The sequence below is a fragment of the Streptomyces sp. NPDC020192 genome, from assembly GCF_044388685.1.
Classification (GTDB): domain Bacteria; phylum Actinomycetota; class Actinomycetes; order Streptomycetales; family Streptomycetaceae; genus Streptomyces.
In genome coordinates this window covers 108,403-121,589 of sequence record NZ_JBIRXG010000011.1, presented here as the reverse complement: position 1 = coordinate 121,589, position 13,187 = coordinate 108,403, and the positions used below count along the sequence as shown (strand labels likewise).

Annotated in this window: 12 protein-coding genes and 1 pseudogene; 2 read left to right on the top strand and 11 right to left on the bottom strand. The window is 72.4% G+C overall.

What is annotated here, in order from left to right; genetic code table 11:
* The first annotated feature begins 20 nt into the window (after window positions 1-20).
* Complete coding sequence (locus ACH47Z_RS21970) at window positions 21-758, top strand: creatininase family protein (RefSeq protein ID WP_399076084.1); 738 nt, start codon at window positions 21-23, stop codon at window positions 756-758.
* Between the two features lie 53 nt (window positions 759-811).
* Here the strand turns inward: ACH47Z_RS21970 and ACH47Z_RS21965 are convergent.
* The 5 genes and pseudogenes from ACH47Z_RS21965 to ACH47Z_RS21945 form a co-directional block, all read right to left on the bottom strand.
* Window positions 812-1,885 (bottom strand): annotated as a pseudogene (locus ACH47Z_RS21965) (YbhN family protein); the annotation flags it as partial.
* Complete coding sequence (locus ACH47Z_RS21960) at window positions 1,882-3,039, bottom strand: class I SAM-dependent methyltransferase (protein ID WP_399076082.1); 1,158 nt, start codon at window positions 3,037-3,039, stop codon at window positions 1,882-1,884. The pseudogene ACH47Z_RS21965 and the gene ACH47Z_RS21960, both read right to left, overlap by 4 nt.
* Window positions 3,036-4,220 (bottom strand): glycosyltransferase family 4 protein, encoded by a 1,185-nt coding sequence (locus ACH47Z_RS21955; RefSeq protein WP_399076080.1) that lies wholly within the window; start codon window positions 4,218-4,220, stop codon window positions 3,036-3,038. Before ACH47Z_RS21955 ends, ACH47Z_RS21960 begins: the two co-directional genes overlap by 4 nt.
* Before the next feature lie 5 nt (window positions 4,221-4,225).
* Complete coding sequence (locus tag ACH47Z_RS21950) at window positions 4,226-4,624, bottom strand: 6-pyruvoyl trahydropterin synthase family protein (RefSeq protein ID WP_399076078.1); 399 nt, start codon at window positions 4,622-4,624, stop codon at window positions 4,226-4,228.
* A gap of 147 nt (window positions 4,625-4,771) precedes the next feature.
* On the bottom strand, window positions 4,772-5,761 hold the full coding sequence (locus ACH47Z_RS21945) for a dehydrogenase (protein WP_399076076.1): 990 nt from the start codon (window positions 5,759-5,761) through the stop codon (window positions 4,772-4,774).
* 106 nt (window positions 5,762-5,867) lie between these two features.
* On the opposite strand from ACH47Z_RS21945, the gene ACH47Z_RS21940 reads away from it, so the two are divergent.
* Window positions 5,868-6,635, top strand: a complete 768-nt coding sequence (locus ACH47Z_RS21940) for a CDP-alcohol phosphatidyltransferase family protein (RefSeq protein ID WP_399076073.1) — start codon at window positions 5,868-5,870, stop codon at window positions 6,633-6,635.
* 69 nt (window positions 6,636-6,704) lie between these two features.
* On the opposite strand, the gene ACH47Z_RS21935 is transcribed toward ACH47Z_RS21940, so the two are convergent.
* From ACH47Z_RS21935 to ACH47Z_RS21910, 6 genes are read right to left on the bottom strand one after another with little or no spacing between them, the layout of a single operon-like run.
* On the bottom strand, window positions 6,705-7,418 hold the full coding sequence (locus ACH47Z_RS21935) for a YcnI family protein (protein ID WP_399076072.1): 714 nt from the start codon (window positions 7,416-7,418) through the stop codon (window positions 6,705-6,707).
* Window positions 7,419-7,459: 41 nt separating this feature from the next.
* A complete protein-coding gene (locus tag ACH47Z_RS21930) occupies window positions 7,460-8,035 on the bottom strand; it encodes a hypothetical protein (RefSeq protein ID WP_399076070.1) in 576 nt (191 codons plus the stop codon).
* A 51-nt stretch (window positions 8,036-8,086) separates the two neighbouring features.
* Window positions 8,087-9,451, bottom strand: coding sequence for a GH1 family beta-glucosidase (locus ACH47Z_RS21925; protein ID WP_399076068.1), 1,365 nt, complete (start codon window positions 9,449-9,451; stop codon window positions 8,087-8,089).
* A 29-nt stretch (window positions 9,452-9,480) separates the two neighbouring features.
* Window positions 9,481-10,320: a carbohydrate ABC transporter permease gene (locus ACH47Z_RS21920; protein ID WP_399076438.1), complete on the bottom strand. Its 840-nt coding sequence runs from the start codon at window positions 10,318-10,320 to the stop codon at window positions 9,481-9,483.
* A 7-nt stretch (window positions 10,321-10,327) separates the two neighbouring features.
* The gene (locus ACH47Z_RS21915; protein ID WP_399076436.1) at window positions 10,328-11,320 is read right to left on the bottom strand and encodes a carbohydrate ABC transporter permease; all 993 of its coding nucleotides are present in this window, start codon (window positions 11,318-11,320) and stop codon (window positions 10,328-10,330) included.
* 8 nt (window positions 11,321-11,328) lie between these two features.
* Complete coding sequence (locus ACH47Z_RS21910; protein WP_399076067.1) at window positions 11,329-12,645, bottom strand: ABC transporter substrate-binding protein; 1,317 nt, start codon at window positions 12,643-12,645, stop codon at window positions 11,329-11,331.
* Between the last annotated feature and the right edge of the window lie 542 nt (window positions 12,646-13,187).

The following is a 13,187-nucleotide window of genomic DNA, read 5'->3' as shown; positions in this document are numbered from 1 at the left end:
GTGGAATGGGACACGGCGTGATGCCGACGGACACCACGGAGGACGTACGGGCGCGGGGGGCGGGCGTTTCAGCACAGGTCGCCGTCCTTCCCGTCGGCAGCTTCGAACAGCACGGGCCCTTCCTTCCGCTGGCGACCGACACGCTGGTCGCCTGTGCCGTGGCGCGGGAGATCGCCGCCGCCTACCCGGTGCACCTCCTTCCGCCGGTGACGGTCTCCTGCTCGCACGAGCACGCCGGCTGGCCGGGGACCGTCAGCATCTCCGCCGTGACCCTCCACGCGGTGGTCCGGGACATCGCGGCGTCGCTGCGCCGCGGCGGGGTCGACGCGCTCGTCGTGGTCAACGGGCACGGCGGCAACTACGTGCTGGGCAACGTCGTGCAGGAGGCGTCCGCGCGCGGTGAGCGGATGGCGCTGTTCCCGGCCGTCGAGGACTGGGAGGCGGCGCGTGAGCGGGCGGGGGTACGGACCTCGCTGCTCACCGACATGCATGCCGGGGAAATCGAGACCTCGATTCTGCTGCACGCTCATCCCGAATTCGTCCGCCCTGGTTACGAGTCCGCCGATTTCGTCGCCGACGACCGTCGTCATCTGCTCAGCCTGGGAATGTCCGCCTATACCGAATCGGGGGTCATCGGCCGTCCTTCCCTGGGGTCGGCGGAAAAGGGGGAGGAACTGCTGGCGAGCCTGGCGGAATCCTTCAGGGCGACGTTCGCGTTGCTCACGTCCGCCGAGGGTTCCGGAGAGGTACGGGGATAACCGCGCAGCCCGGCGTACCAGCGGGCGACGAGGACCACGGCGCCGGGCAGGCTCGCCACGAAGCTGAGCACGCCGTACACCACGGCGACGGCGACGCCGCTGCTCGCGCCGAGGCCCGCGGCGCCGAACGCCCAGGCGGTGACGCCCTCACGGGGGCCGAAACCGCCGACGTTCAGCGGCAGGCCCATGGCGACCAGGGCGAGGACCGCGAGCGGGGTCAGTACGGCCACGGAGGCGGTGGAACCGGTGACCCGGGCCGCGACGACGAACATCGCCAGGTGCCCGGCCAGGATGACGGCGGAGGCCAGTGCGACACCGGGGCCGGCCTGCCGGGACAGCAGCCCCTGCCGCGCCTCGCCGAGGCCGGCGCGCAGCGCACCCCGGCGGCGGGCGGAGGCGCGGTTCATGCGGACGGCGAGGACGACGGCGAGGGCACCCACGACGGCCAGGGCGGCGAGCGGGGCGAGGTCGCGTGCCTCGTCCCGGACGGGTGAGGGCAGGACCAGCAGCGCCACCGCGCCGAACACGGCCAGCGCGATCTGCCCGGCGACCCGCTCCAGCACCACCGCCTTCACCCCGCGCCGCAGATCGCCCGCGCTCTGCCCGTGCCGTACCGCCCGGTGCACATCGCCCAGGATGCCGCCGGGCAGCGCCGCGTTGAGAAACAGCGCGCGGTAGTAGTCGGCCAGAGCGGGCCCGAACGGCAGCCGGATCCGCAGCCCCCGAGCCACCAACTGCCAGCGCCAGGCACTCAACACGGTGGTGACCCCGCCGATGCCCAGCCCGGCCAGCACGCTCGCGGCATCGATCCGCCGCAGCCCGTCGAGCAGCACCCCGGTACCCAGCCGCCACAGCAGGGCGGCGAGGATGACCACGCCGACGACGGTCCCCACGTGCGCGCGCAGGGCGCGGGGGCCGGAGCGGCGGGGGGCGGGGGGCTGCTGCGACGTGAGGGTGGGGCCGGGCGTGGCTGCGGGCTCGCCTGCCGGCGGTTCCGCCGGCACGGTGCCGTCCTCGCCGGCCGTCCGCCCCGCAGCCGCACCCGCGCCATGCACACGCGCGCGGGCCGCCGTTCCGGTGGACGTCACGCGGCGCTGTACGTCGGCTGCCGTTGTCCGGGACGTCATGCGGTGCCGCCCGTCGGACGGGGCAGGGCGAGGAGGTCGCTGTGGTGGACCAGCACGCGCAGTTCGCCGGCCGCGCAGGCGGCGAGCCGGTCGCGCAGATAGCGTTCGGCGCGTTCGCGCAGGTCGGGGCGCTGTTCCACGGCCGCGCCCACCCAGCCGCGCAGCCACTGCTCGGTCAGCGCGGCCTGCTCGGGGCCGAGCCGCCACGGGCTCGGATGCACCCGTACGGACGCCCCGCGCGCGGCGAACGCCTCGCAGGTCACGGTGACCGCGTCCGGGCCGAGCAGGCCGGCGCGCCGCTGGTGGGCGTTGAACGCCTCGGCGATCTCGGCGTCCAGCGGGTCGCCCGGGGTGAGTTCGACGCGCCCGGCGACGGACAGCGTGAGCAGGGCGGGACAGCCGGCCCCGGCGCAGGCGTCGACGAGGGTGAAGACCTCGTCACGGGTGAGTACGTCGAGCAGCGCGGAGGCGGTGACCAGCGAGGCGCCGCTCAGTGCGTCCGGGGTCAGCCGGCCCACGTCGCCGCGCCGGGTCTCGACGCTGACGCGGCTGCCGTCAGCGGCGGAGCGCGGAGAGGCCACGGCGGCGAAGTGCAGCAGATAGGGATCGCGATCGTGCAGGACCCAGTGCTGGGCGCCGTCGAGTCGGGGCGCGAGCCAGCGGCCCATCGAGCCGGTGCCGCAGCCCAGGTCGTGCACGGCCAGTGCGCCCGTCCGGCCCGGCAGGTTCGCGAGCCGGATCCTGAGCGGGTCCAGCAGGTCCTGGGCGCGGGCGGCCGCGTCGGCCGGTTCCCGCAACTGCAGCCACTCGGGCGCGTACCGGGGCGGTTCCTCGGGGTCGGCGTCCCGCAGCCGTACGGTGGCCCGCTCACCCGGACGGCCCACCGGCCCGGCACCGGGAACGGCGGACAGCACCGAGTCGGCGGCGGCCGCGGCAGCGCCCCCGACCAGCCCGACATCAGGAGCGGTTCCGGTGCGGCCCGCGGTCACCGCACTCCCCTGACCGCCGCCCACGCCATCCGGCGCGCCCTGCTCCCCGTTCCCCGTCCGCCGCACGGACCTCACCTCGCCCTCGCTGCCCGGCGCCGACCCCGCCTGCCTCGGCCCCGGTTGGGCCGGGATCGCGGGGGTTCCGCTCTTCATGGTGTCGGTCATGCCGCCCTCCTCGGTGCCTCGGGGAGGCGGGCGAGGACCGCGGCCAGGCTGCGGGCGGTGGTGGCCCAGCCGTCGAGCGCGGCGCGCCGGGCGCGGGCCGCGGCCTTGAGGCGGCGGCGTACGTCGGGCTCGCCGAACCAGCCGCGCAGCTCGGCGCCGAGCGCGCCGGGGTCCTCCGGCGGGACGAGGATGCCGGGCACGCCGCCGTCGGGGGCGCGGCCGACCGCCTCGGGCAGGCCGCCGACGTCGGTGGCGAGCACGGGGATGCCACGGGCCAGCGCCTCGGTCACCGCCATGCCGTAGGTCTCCGCGTAGGACGTCAGGACCATCAGGTCGGCGGCGGCGTAGGTGGCGTCGAGGTCGGCGCCGGAGCGCGGGCCGGTCAGGTGCAGGCGGTCGGCGAGGCCGTACCGGGCGATCAGCCCCCGCAACTGGGTCACGTACGCGGGGTCGTGGCCGAGTCCGCCGACGCACTCGCAGGTCCACGGCAGGTCCCGTACGGCCGCGAGCGCCTCCACGAGCCGGTGCTGGCCCTTGCGGGGGGTCACCGCGGCCACGCACAGCAGCCGGGAGACGCCGTCGGTGCCGGGCGCGAGGGGGGCGATGTCGGCGCCGGGGGCGGCGACGTGCACCCGTTCGGGGGCGAGGCCGTGGTGGGAGACGAGCCGGCGCACCGCCCAGTCGCTGGTCGCGACGACGGCGGGCACGGCCCGCAGCACCGCGCGTTCGCGGGCGTCGAGGTCGGCGGCGGCCTCGGGGGCGAGGCCGGTCTCGTCGCCCAGTGGCAGGTGGACCAGCACGGCCAGGCGCAGGCGGTCGGCGTGCGGAGTGACGATCTCCGGGACGCCGCAGGCGACGAGCCCGTCCATCAGCACCACCGCGTCGTCCGGGAGTTCCCGCAGGGTGCGGGCGAGGTGGTCACGGGCGGCCCGGTCGGGGCGCGGCCAGCCGCCGGGCGCGGGGTGCCGGGAGACCTGCCAGCCGAAGCCGGGCAGGTCCAGGCAGACCCGGCGGTCGTAGGCGTTGCCGCCGCTGGGCGCGGCCGGGTCGTCGACGCCGCCCGGCAGGACGAAGTGCACGGTGCGCAGGGACATGGGAACGATTCCGGCGTGCTGGTGGTCTGCGGTGGGCTGCGCGGGCACGTAGGAGAGCCGAGCCCTCGCCACGGTCGCTTCGGTCACCTCGGTCACAGGGCACGCTCGTAACTCGCCCAGGCGATGTGCGACTCGTGCAGGGTGACGGTTATCCCGGCGAGGCCCTTGGCGCCTTCGCCGAGGGCGCCCTTGTGGACGCGTTCGGCGAGCCGGTCGGCGATGACCTTGGCGAGGAACTCGGTGGAGGTGTTGACGCCGGCGAAGTCGGGTTCGTCGTCGAGGTTGCGGTAGTTCAGCTCGGCCGTGATGACGCGCAGTTCCTGGGTGGCGAGGCCGATGTCGACCACGATGTTGTCCTGGTCCAGCTGTTCGCGGCGGAAGGTGGCGTCCACGAGGAACGTGGCGCCGTGCAGTCGCTGCGCGGGTCCGAACACCTCGCCGCGGAAGCTGTGGGCGATCATGATGTGATCGCGGACGGTGATGCTGAACAACGGACGACCCTCCAGGTGCGGCGCGTCTGGTCCCCCGGACAACTGTGCTTGCCCGGGGATGACGTGTCCCCCGGACCGTGCGGGCCCGAGGATGACGTCTAGTACGGCTCTTCGCTTCCCCGTGTTCAGCCCTCTCTCACTCTTTTCTCAGGTCAGACCCGCCTCGGTGTACCGGATCCGGTGGCACAGGGCCGGGATGTCGCCGGCCGCGAGCTGCGGCATGACGTCGGGGAGTTGCTCGAACGCGCTCTCCCCGGTGATGAGCGCGTCCAGCGCCGGGTCGGCCAGCAGGTCGAGGGCGAGCGTCATCCGTTCGGCGTAACCGCGGCCGGGACGGGCGGCCGGGGAGACGGTGCCGACCTGGCTGCCGCGCAGGCTGAGCCGGCGGGAGTGGAAGGCCTCGCCGAGCGGCAGGCTCACGCGCCGGTCGCCGTACCAGCTCAGTTCCACCACCGTACCCTCGACGGCGAGGAGTTGCAGGGCGCGGGTGAGGCCGGCCTCGCTGGCGCTGGCGTGGACGACGAGGTCGCAGTCGCCGAGGGCGGCGTCGGGCGTCGCGAAGTCCACGCCGAGGGCCTCGGCGGTCTTGGCGCGGGCGGGGTCGGCGTCGACGAGCTGGAGCCGGACGCCCGGGAACCGGGCGAGCAGGGCGGCCACCGAGCAGCCGACCATGCCGCCGCCGACCACCGCGATCCGGTCTCCGACCAGCGGAGACGCGTCCCAGAGGGCGTTCACGGCGGTCTCCACGGTCCCGGCGAGCACGGCCCGCCCGGGGGGCACGGACTCGGGTACGACGGTCACGGCATTCACTGGAACGACGTAACGGCTCTGGTGCGGATACAGACAGAAGACCGTGCGCCCGATCAGGTCGGCCGGGCCCTCCTCCACCATGCCGACGCTGAGGTAGCCGTACTTCACCGGGCCCGGGAAGTCGCCCTCCTGGAACGGCGCCCGCATCACGGTGTGTTGACTGGCCGGCACCTGGCCGCGGAAGACGAGGGTCTCCGTCCCCCGGCTCACCCCGGAGTACAGCGCACGCACCAGGACCTCGCCCTCGGCGGGCTCCTCGAGGGTGACGTCACGCAGCTCCCCATGGCCGGGCGAGCGCAGCCAGAACGCGCGGGCCGAGCGGTTCATCGGCATCCTCCTGAACAGTAGGCAAGTTGTTCACGTACCGAGAAGTGCACAGGCCGCGCACAGTACGCGGCGTTGATCGACTCTGTCACTGGCCGGAGGGTATGCGGTGGCCCTGAACAACACGTATGACGCGAGGCTCCAGCAGGAGACCGCTGTGGGAGCGGGCGTACAGCTGCTGCTGCTCGCCCTGCTCGGCACGGCGATAGGCATGGGGCCGGCCGGCTGGCTGACGGGGCTCGCGTTCGCGTTCGCCACCTGGGCGGTCCTGTCCCGCGCCCTGCATCGCTCCCGACTGCGTTCCTTCGGTCCCGCGAACCGGGTCACGCTCGGCCGGGCGACCCTGGTGGGCGGGGTGACCGCGCTGGTCGCGGACTCCTTCGAGAGCGCCCCGCCGGTGACCCTGCTGGTCGGCCTGACCGCCGTCGCCCTGCTGCTGGACGGCGTCGACGGCAAGGTGGCCCGCCGTACCGGCACCTCGACGGCGCTCGGCGCGCGCTTCGACATGGAGGTCGACGCGTTCCTGATCCTGGTGCTGAGCGTGTACGTCTCGACGCAGCTGGGCCCGTGGGTGCTGCTGATAGGCGGCATGCGGTACGCGTTCGTCGCCGCCGCCCGCCTCGCCCCCTGGCTGAACGCCCCGCTGCCGCCCTCCTTCGCCCGCAAGACGGTGGCCGCGGTGCAGGGCATCGCCCTCCTCCTGGCGGGCGCCGAACTCCTGCCCCACCTGGCGAACCTCGCGATCGTCCTGTCGGCCCTGGGCTCCCTGCTGTGGTCCTTCGGCCGCGATGTGCGGTGGCTGTGGCGTACGTCGCGTACGACGGCGCCGATACCGGCCGAGGCGCAGGTGCGGGAGCTGGAGCTGGCGGCGCGCTGAGCGGGCAGAGCGAAGGGCCCGGACCGGGGATGCCGGTCCGGGCCCTTCGTGGTACGTCCGGTGGTGCGGTTACGACTGCGGCTTGCGGCTTCGTACGATCGCGAAGGCGGCGGCCGCGAGACCGAGGACGCCGGTGATCAGACCGGCGATGCCGAGCCCGCGGGCCGTGGAGTCGCTGGAGTCGCTGGAGTCGGCCGCCTGGGTGGTGGCGGCGGTGCTCTTGGCGGGGGCGGCGCTCGCGTCACCGGCGGTCAGCTTGAGCACGGGGGCGGGGTTCTCGGGTTCGTCGCCGCCGGTGGGCTCCTCGATCCAGCGGGCGGTCTTGCCGTCGGAGTAGGTCTGGAGCGTCTTGAACGCCAACTGTCCGGCGTCATCGGGCAGTTGACCGAAGGCGACGGTGAAGTCCTCGTACTGTCCGGCGGTGATCTTCCCGCCCGTGAAGGTGATCTCGGAGGCGGCCTCGGTGATGGTGCCGTCGTCGGTCTTGACCGGCGTCTTGAGCCTGGCGGTGGTCACCTTGGCGGTCCAGCCGTCCTGCGGGTGCACGAGGACGCCGAGGACGGGGTGGTCGGTGGGCAGGAAGACCTGGACCTTGGTGGTGGCGGCGTTGTCCTCCTCGTTGGGGACGCGGAAGGTCAGGACGCCGTCGGTGGCGCCCTTGGCGTAGCTCTCGGGGTGGACGGTGACGTGCGCGGAGGCGGCACCGGCGGCGAGGAGGACGAGGGCGGCGGCGCCGGCGGTGACGGTCGCGGCGCCGCGCAGGGTCGAACGAGTCGCGGACATGGGTGAGTTGGTCTCCGTACGAGTGACGTGGTGAAACGGGGTCAGTGTGGGTACGGGACCGGGGCCGGGGGTCCGCGCCGGCTGACCGCGTGCCGCAGCGGGGTCCGGCGGGGCGGTTCGGGGCCTGCCGGGACGCGCGGGGCGTCCGGGGCGGGGGCGGGCAGCGGGGCGTCGCGCCACCAGGCGGCGAGGCCGGGTACGAGGGTGGTGGTACGGCGCAGCAGCGACCACAGCGCGGCCTCGCCCCGCCGCAGCCACCAGGCGGCGGCCAGCGCGGCGAGGAGGTGGGCGGCGGTGGCATGGGCGGTCGTGTGGTGCTGAGTCGCCGTGTGCATGTGCATCGCGGCCATGGAGTGGCCCGGGGTGCGGTGGGCGGCGTCGAAACCGATGTGCAGGGCGGCCTGGGTGAGCAGCATGGCGGCGCCGATGCCGACGAGCGACCGCTCCCGCCGGCCGAGCACCCAGCCGAGCGCGAACACGCCCAGGAACCCGGCCGCGTCGGCCCACAGCGGCGGCATGTCGCCCATGGCGAGCCCGTGCCCGGTGGCAGCGAGCAGCACGCACACCGCGGCGAACACCGCGGCGCGCAGACCTCTCACCCCCGGGGACGCGCTCATGGTGAGGGAGTCTCCCACGGTGGGGGGATACGTGGGGAAGGGGTGTCCGGTTCAGGCGGCCCGGCGGGACTGGCCGCGGTGGTCGCGGACGAGGTCCGCGTACCGGTGGCCGCTGCCCTTGATGGTGCGCGCCTGGGTGCGGTAGTCGACGTGGACGAGGCCGAAGCGCTTGGCGTAGCCGTACGCCCACTCGAAGTTGTCCAGCAGCGACCAGGCGAAGTAGCCCGCGAGCGGGGCACCCTTGCGGGCGGCCGAGGCACAGGCGGCGAGGTGCTGCTCCAGGTACTCCTGGCGCTCGGGGTCGTCGACGCTGCCGTCCGGGCGGACCACGTCCGGGAAGGCGGAACCGTTCTCCGTGACGTAGATCTTCCGGGCGCCGTAGTCCTCGGTGAGGCGCAGCAGCAGTGTCTCGATGCCGCTCGCGTCGATCTCCCAGTCCATGCCGGTGCGCGGGACCCCCTCGCGGCGCACGGCCCGGACGTACGGTGCCGGGCCGTGGGGGGCGTCGGCGACGTACGCCGGGAAGTAGTAGTTCAGCCCGAGCCAGTCCAACGGGGTGGCAATGGTGTCCAAGTCGCCGCTCTGCACGGGCAGTTCGACGCCGTAAGTCTCGACCATGTCGGCGGGGAAGCCGCGGCCGTGCACCGGGTCGAGCCACCAGCGGTTGACATGGCCGTCCTGGCGGCGGGCCGCCGCGATGTCCTCGGGGCGGTCGGTGGCCGGGTGGACGGTGGAGAGGTTGTTGACGATGCCGACCCGCGCGCCGGGCGCGGCGGCGCGCACCGCCTGTGCGGCGAGGCCGTGGCCGAGGAGGAGGTGGTACGAGGACCGTACGGCGGCGGTGAGATCGGTCCAGCCGGGGGCCATCTTCCCTTCCAGGTGGCCGATCCAGGCCGAGCAGGACGGCTCGTTGAGCGTCGCCCACAGCGTGACGCGGTCGCCGAGGCGGCCGGCGACGGCCGAGGCGTACTCGGCGAGCGCGTGGGCGGTGTCCCGCTCGGGCCAGCCGCCGCGGTCCTGGAGTGTCTGCGGCAGGTCCCAGTGGTAGAGCGTGACGGACGGGGTGATGCCCGCCTCCAGCAGGGCGTCGACCAGCTCGTCGTAGAACGCGAGGCCCTTGGGGTTCACCGGGCCGGTCCCGGTGGGCAGGACCCGCGGCCACGCGACGGACAACCGGTATGCGTTGACGCCGAGTTGACGCATCAGGGCGATGTCCTCGCGCCAGCGGTGGTAGTGGTCGCAGGCGACGTCGCCGGTGTCGCCGTTCGCGGTCTTCCCCGGGGTGTGGGAGAAGGTGTCCCAGATCGAGGGCGTACGGCCGTCCTCGGCGACGGCCCCCTCGATCTGGTACGCCGCGGTGGCCGTGCCCCACAGGAAGTCGTGCGGGAGGGCGGCGAGGTCGATGCGTTCGGACACGTAAGTCCCTTCGGTGTCACGAGTGTTGGTCACTTGACGGCACCCGCCGTCAGCCCGGCGACGAGATAGCGCTGCAGCAGCAGGAACCCGGCCACCACGGGCACGCTGACGACCAGCGAGGCGGCCATGATCTGGTTCCAGTAGACGTTGTTGAGGGTGGAGTAGCCCTGGAGACCGACGGCGAGGGTACGGGTGGTGTCGTTGGTCATGACGGACGCGAAGAGCACCTCGCCCCACGCGGTCATGAAGGCGTAGACGGCGACCGCGACGATGCCGGGGATCGCGGCCGGCACGACGATGCGGAGCAGCGCGCCGAGCGGGCCGCAGCCGTCCACCAGCGCCGCCTCGTCCAGGTCACGCGGCACCGAGTCGAAGTAGCCGATCAGCATCCAGATGGAGAAGGGGAGGGAGAAGGTCAGATACGTCAGGATCAGGCCGCCGCGGGAGCCGAACAGGGCGATGCCGGTGGCGTTGCCGATGTTGACGTAGAGCAGGAACAGCGGGAGCAGGAAGAGGATGCCCGGGAACATCTGCGTCGACAGCACGGTCACCGTGAACACCCGCTTGCCACGGAAGTCGTAACGGCTGACGGCGTAGGCGGCGAACACCGCGATGACCACCGAGCAGACCGTCGCCGCGCCCGCCACGATCAGCGAGTTCACGAAGTACCGGGCGAGCGGGACCGTCGACCAGATGTCGATGTACGGCCGGATCGTCAGCCCGCTGGGCAGCCAGCGGAACTCGCCGGTGACGTCCGCGAGCGGCTTCAGCGAGCTGGAGACCATCACGTACACCGGGATCAGCACGAAACCGGTGAGCAGCGTCAGGAAGATCCGCCGGGACCACAGGAACGAACGGGGCGGCGCCATCGGCGAGTTATGCATCGGATGCCCTCCGTCCGCGCGAGGTGAGCAGCAGATAGACGCCCGTGACGACGAGCAGGAAGAGCAGCAGCAGGACGGACATCGCGGAGCCGGTGCCGAAGTTCCAGGTGACGAAGGAGGCTTGGTAGATGTGGACCGAGATCAGGTCCGCGGCCTCCGGGGCGGCCCTGCCGAACAGGACGTACGGCGTGTTGAAGTCGTTGAACGTCCAGAGGAAGAGGACAAGGACCAGCACCTGGTTGACCGGGCGCAGCGAGGGGAGGGTGATGCGGCGGATCTGCTGCCACATCCCGGCCCCGTCCAGCGCGGCCGCCTCGTACAACTCCCGTGGGATGTTCTGGAGTCCTGCCATGACGATGAGGAAGGCGAACGGCCAGCCCTTCCACACCGACACGGTCAGCAGGGCGTAGAAGCTGTTGTCGCCGATGAGCCAGAAGGAGGGCTTGCCGGTGAGGTGCAGCTGGTCGTGCAGGACGTGGTTCACCAGGCCGTTGTCGTGCTGGAACATGAACACCCAGGTGATGACGGCCGCGTAGACGGGTAGCGCGTACGGCACCAGGAACAGGGCGCGCAGCAGTCCGCGGCCGCGGAAGGTGTCCTGCATGAAGACGGCGGCGGCGGTGCCGATCAGCCAGCACAGGCCGACCGACAGCAGGGTGAAGGCGACGGTGACGGCGAAGGAGTGCAACAGGGCTTTGCCGACGGGGGCGTTGAAGTCGACCGACATCCTGTAGTTGCCGAGACCGGACCAGGGGGCGGTGCCCCAGTCGCGGATGTAGAACTGGGTCAGCTCCTTGAAGCTCATCACGATGCCGATGACCATCGGCACCAGATGGACGAGGAGTTCGAGCACGAGCGCGGGCAGGAGCAGCAGGTAGGGCAGACCGGCGCGGCGGATCCGCCCGGGACGGCGGCGGGGTTCGTGCGCCGCCGTCGCACCGGGGGCCGTCTCACGCACCGGCTCCTCGAAGGTGGTGGTGGTCATGGTCTCGCTCACGCCGCCGGCATCTGCTGCTGTGCCTTCTCCAGCGCGGCCTTGACCGAGTCGGCGGTCACCGTCCGCCCGGCGGCGGCGTCGGCGAACAGCTCCTTGACCGCCGTACCGACCGCCGTCTCGAACTGCGACTCGGACGCGACCTGCGGCAGGGCTGCCGCGGACGTGGCGAGGGTGTTCTTCAGCACGGCGTTGGCCGGGGTGCCGAACGAGGCGTCGGCCTGTGCGGACTTGACGGGTGGGATGGTGCTGTAGGCCTTGTTGAGGGTCTTCTGTTCCTCGTCGGAGGTCAGGAACTTCACGAACGTCGTGGCGCCGTCGAGGTTGTGGGTGTTCTTGAAGACGGCGAGGTTGATGCCGGCGACCATCGAGTTGACCTGGGTGCCGCTGCCGGGGGTGCCGGAGATCACGGGCACGGGTGCGATGCCGTAGGAATCGTCGCTCATGCCCTGGGACTTGAGGTTGGCGGACGCGGACTGCCACAGCAGCATCGCCAGCTTGCCCTTGGCGAAGTCGCTGACCGACTGGTTCTGCGCGTACTCGGCGTCACCGGCCGGGATGACCTGGTCCTTGGCCATCAGGTCGACGTAGCTCCTGACCGCGTCCACCACCTTGGGGTTGGTGAAGTCGGGCTTGCCGTCGGCGGTGAAGAAGTCCGCGCCGTGCTGCTTGGCGAAGACGAAGACGTGGTGGATGTTCTCGGACACGTTGCCGCCCTCGGCGCCGAGCACGGCCTTGCCCCTGGCCTTGATCTTCTTGCCGTCGGCGACCAACTGGTCCCAGGTGGCCGGGGGTTGGGAGATGCCGGCGTCGGCGAAGATCTTCTTGTTGTAGTAGAGGGCGTAGGCCATCGAGTACAGCGGGACCGCGGCCGGGTCCTTGCCCGCGGCGCCGGTCGAGCCGAGAGCCGAGTCCACGAACCGGTCCTTGCCGCCGATCTTCGCGAAGTTCTGCGCGTCCCACGGCAGCAGCGCGCCGGTCGCCTGCAGCGAGGCGCTCCAGGTGTTGCCGATGTTGAGCACGTCCGGGCCCTGGCCGGAGGTGGTGGCGGTGAGGATCCGGTTGAGCAGATCGGACCAGGGCACGACCTCCAGCTTCACCTTGATGCCGGTCTGCTTCTGGAACTTGTCGAGTTCGGGCTTCAGGACCTGCTGGTCGACGGCGATGCTGGCGCCCTGGTTGGACGCCCAGTACGTCAGCGTCTTCGGTGAGTCGTTCGACCCGCCCCCGGTCGCGGAACCACCGCCGCAGGCCGTGGCCGCGAGGGCGAGAGACAGGGCGGCGGCGCCGGTGGCCGCGGCTCGGATTCTGCGCATGGCTCCTGGTGTCCCTTTCCGGGAGTCGAACCCCGAGGGCGCCGACGGAAGCCGACATCGCACGACATCGCGCTCGACTCCCGAAAGCTCCTCATGGCTTAATTTACGACGTGAGTTAAACCGCGTGGGCGGCGGCCGTCAAGGGCTTTGGCAGAGTTCGGCAGAGGTGGGGGGAGGTGGTTGGACTTGTTCGCCGGGGGGTGGTGTCTTGGGGACGGGGGTGGTGCTGGGGGCTGTGTGGGTTGCGGCTTACGGGTGCCGGGGCGGTGGGGTGTGGTGCGGCGCGGGCGATGTGATGCGGTGGTCCGGCGTGGTGCGCGGTCCGGTGCCCGCGGTGACGACGGCTGCCCGGCCCGGTCGGCCGTCGTGAGGGGACGGGGCTGGGAGGCAGCGGGGCCGGGGGCGGAGCCCCGGAGACCGCAAGGCCAGGGCCCCGAGACCGCGAGGACGGAGGCCGCGCCACGGGCCGGGGAGCTCGTGGCACGGCCCGTCAGGGAACGGACGGGACCGGGTGTCCGCTACCGGCACCGTAACGCTCACCG

Coding starts and splice junctions, on each gene's coding strand:
- ACH47Z_RS21920 (WP_399076438.1), bottom strand. CDS start 10,320: ATGGCGCCGCCCCGTTCGTTCCTGTGGTCCCGGCGGATCTTCCTGACG.
- ACH47Z_RS21945 (WP_399076076.1), bottom strand. CDS start 5,761: ATGAACCGCTCGGCCCGCGCGTTCTGGCTGCGCTCGCCCGGCCATGGG.
- ACH47Z_RS21910 (WP_399076067.1), bottom strand. CDS start 12,645: ATGCGCAGAATCCGAGCCGCGGCCACCGGCGCCGCCGCCCTGTCTCTC.
- ACH47Z_RS21930 (WP_399076070.1), bottom strand. CDS start 8,035: ATGAGCGCGTCCCCGGGGGTGAGAGGTCTGCGCGCCGCGGTGTTCGCC.
- ACH47Z_RS21970 (WP_399076084.1), top strand. CDS start 21: ATGCCGACGGACACCACGGAGGACGTACGGGCGCGGGGGGCGGGCGTT.
- ACH47Z_RS21960 (WP_399076082.1), bottom strand. CDS start 3,039: ATGACCGACACCATGAAGAGCGGAACCCCCGCGATCCCGGCCCAACCG.
- ACH47Z_RS21915 (WP_399076436.1), bottom strand. CDS start 11,320: ATGACCACCACCACCTTCGAGGAGCCGGTGCGTGAGACGGCCCCCGGT.
- ACH47Z_RS21935 (WP_399076072.1), bottom strand. CDS start 7,418: ATGTCCGCGACTCGTTCGACCCTGCGCGGCGCCGCGACCGTCACCGCC.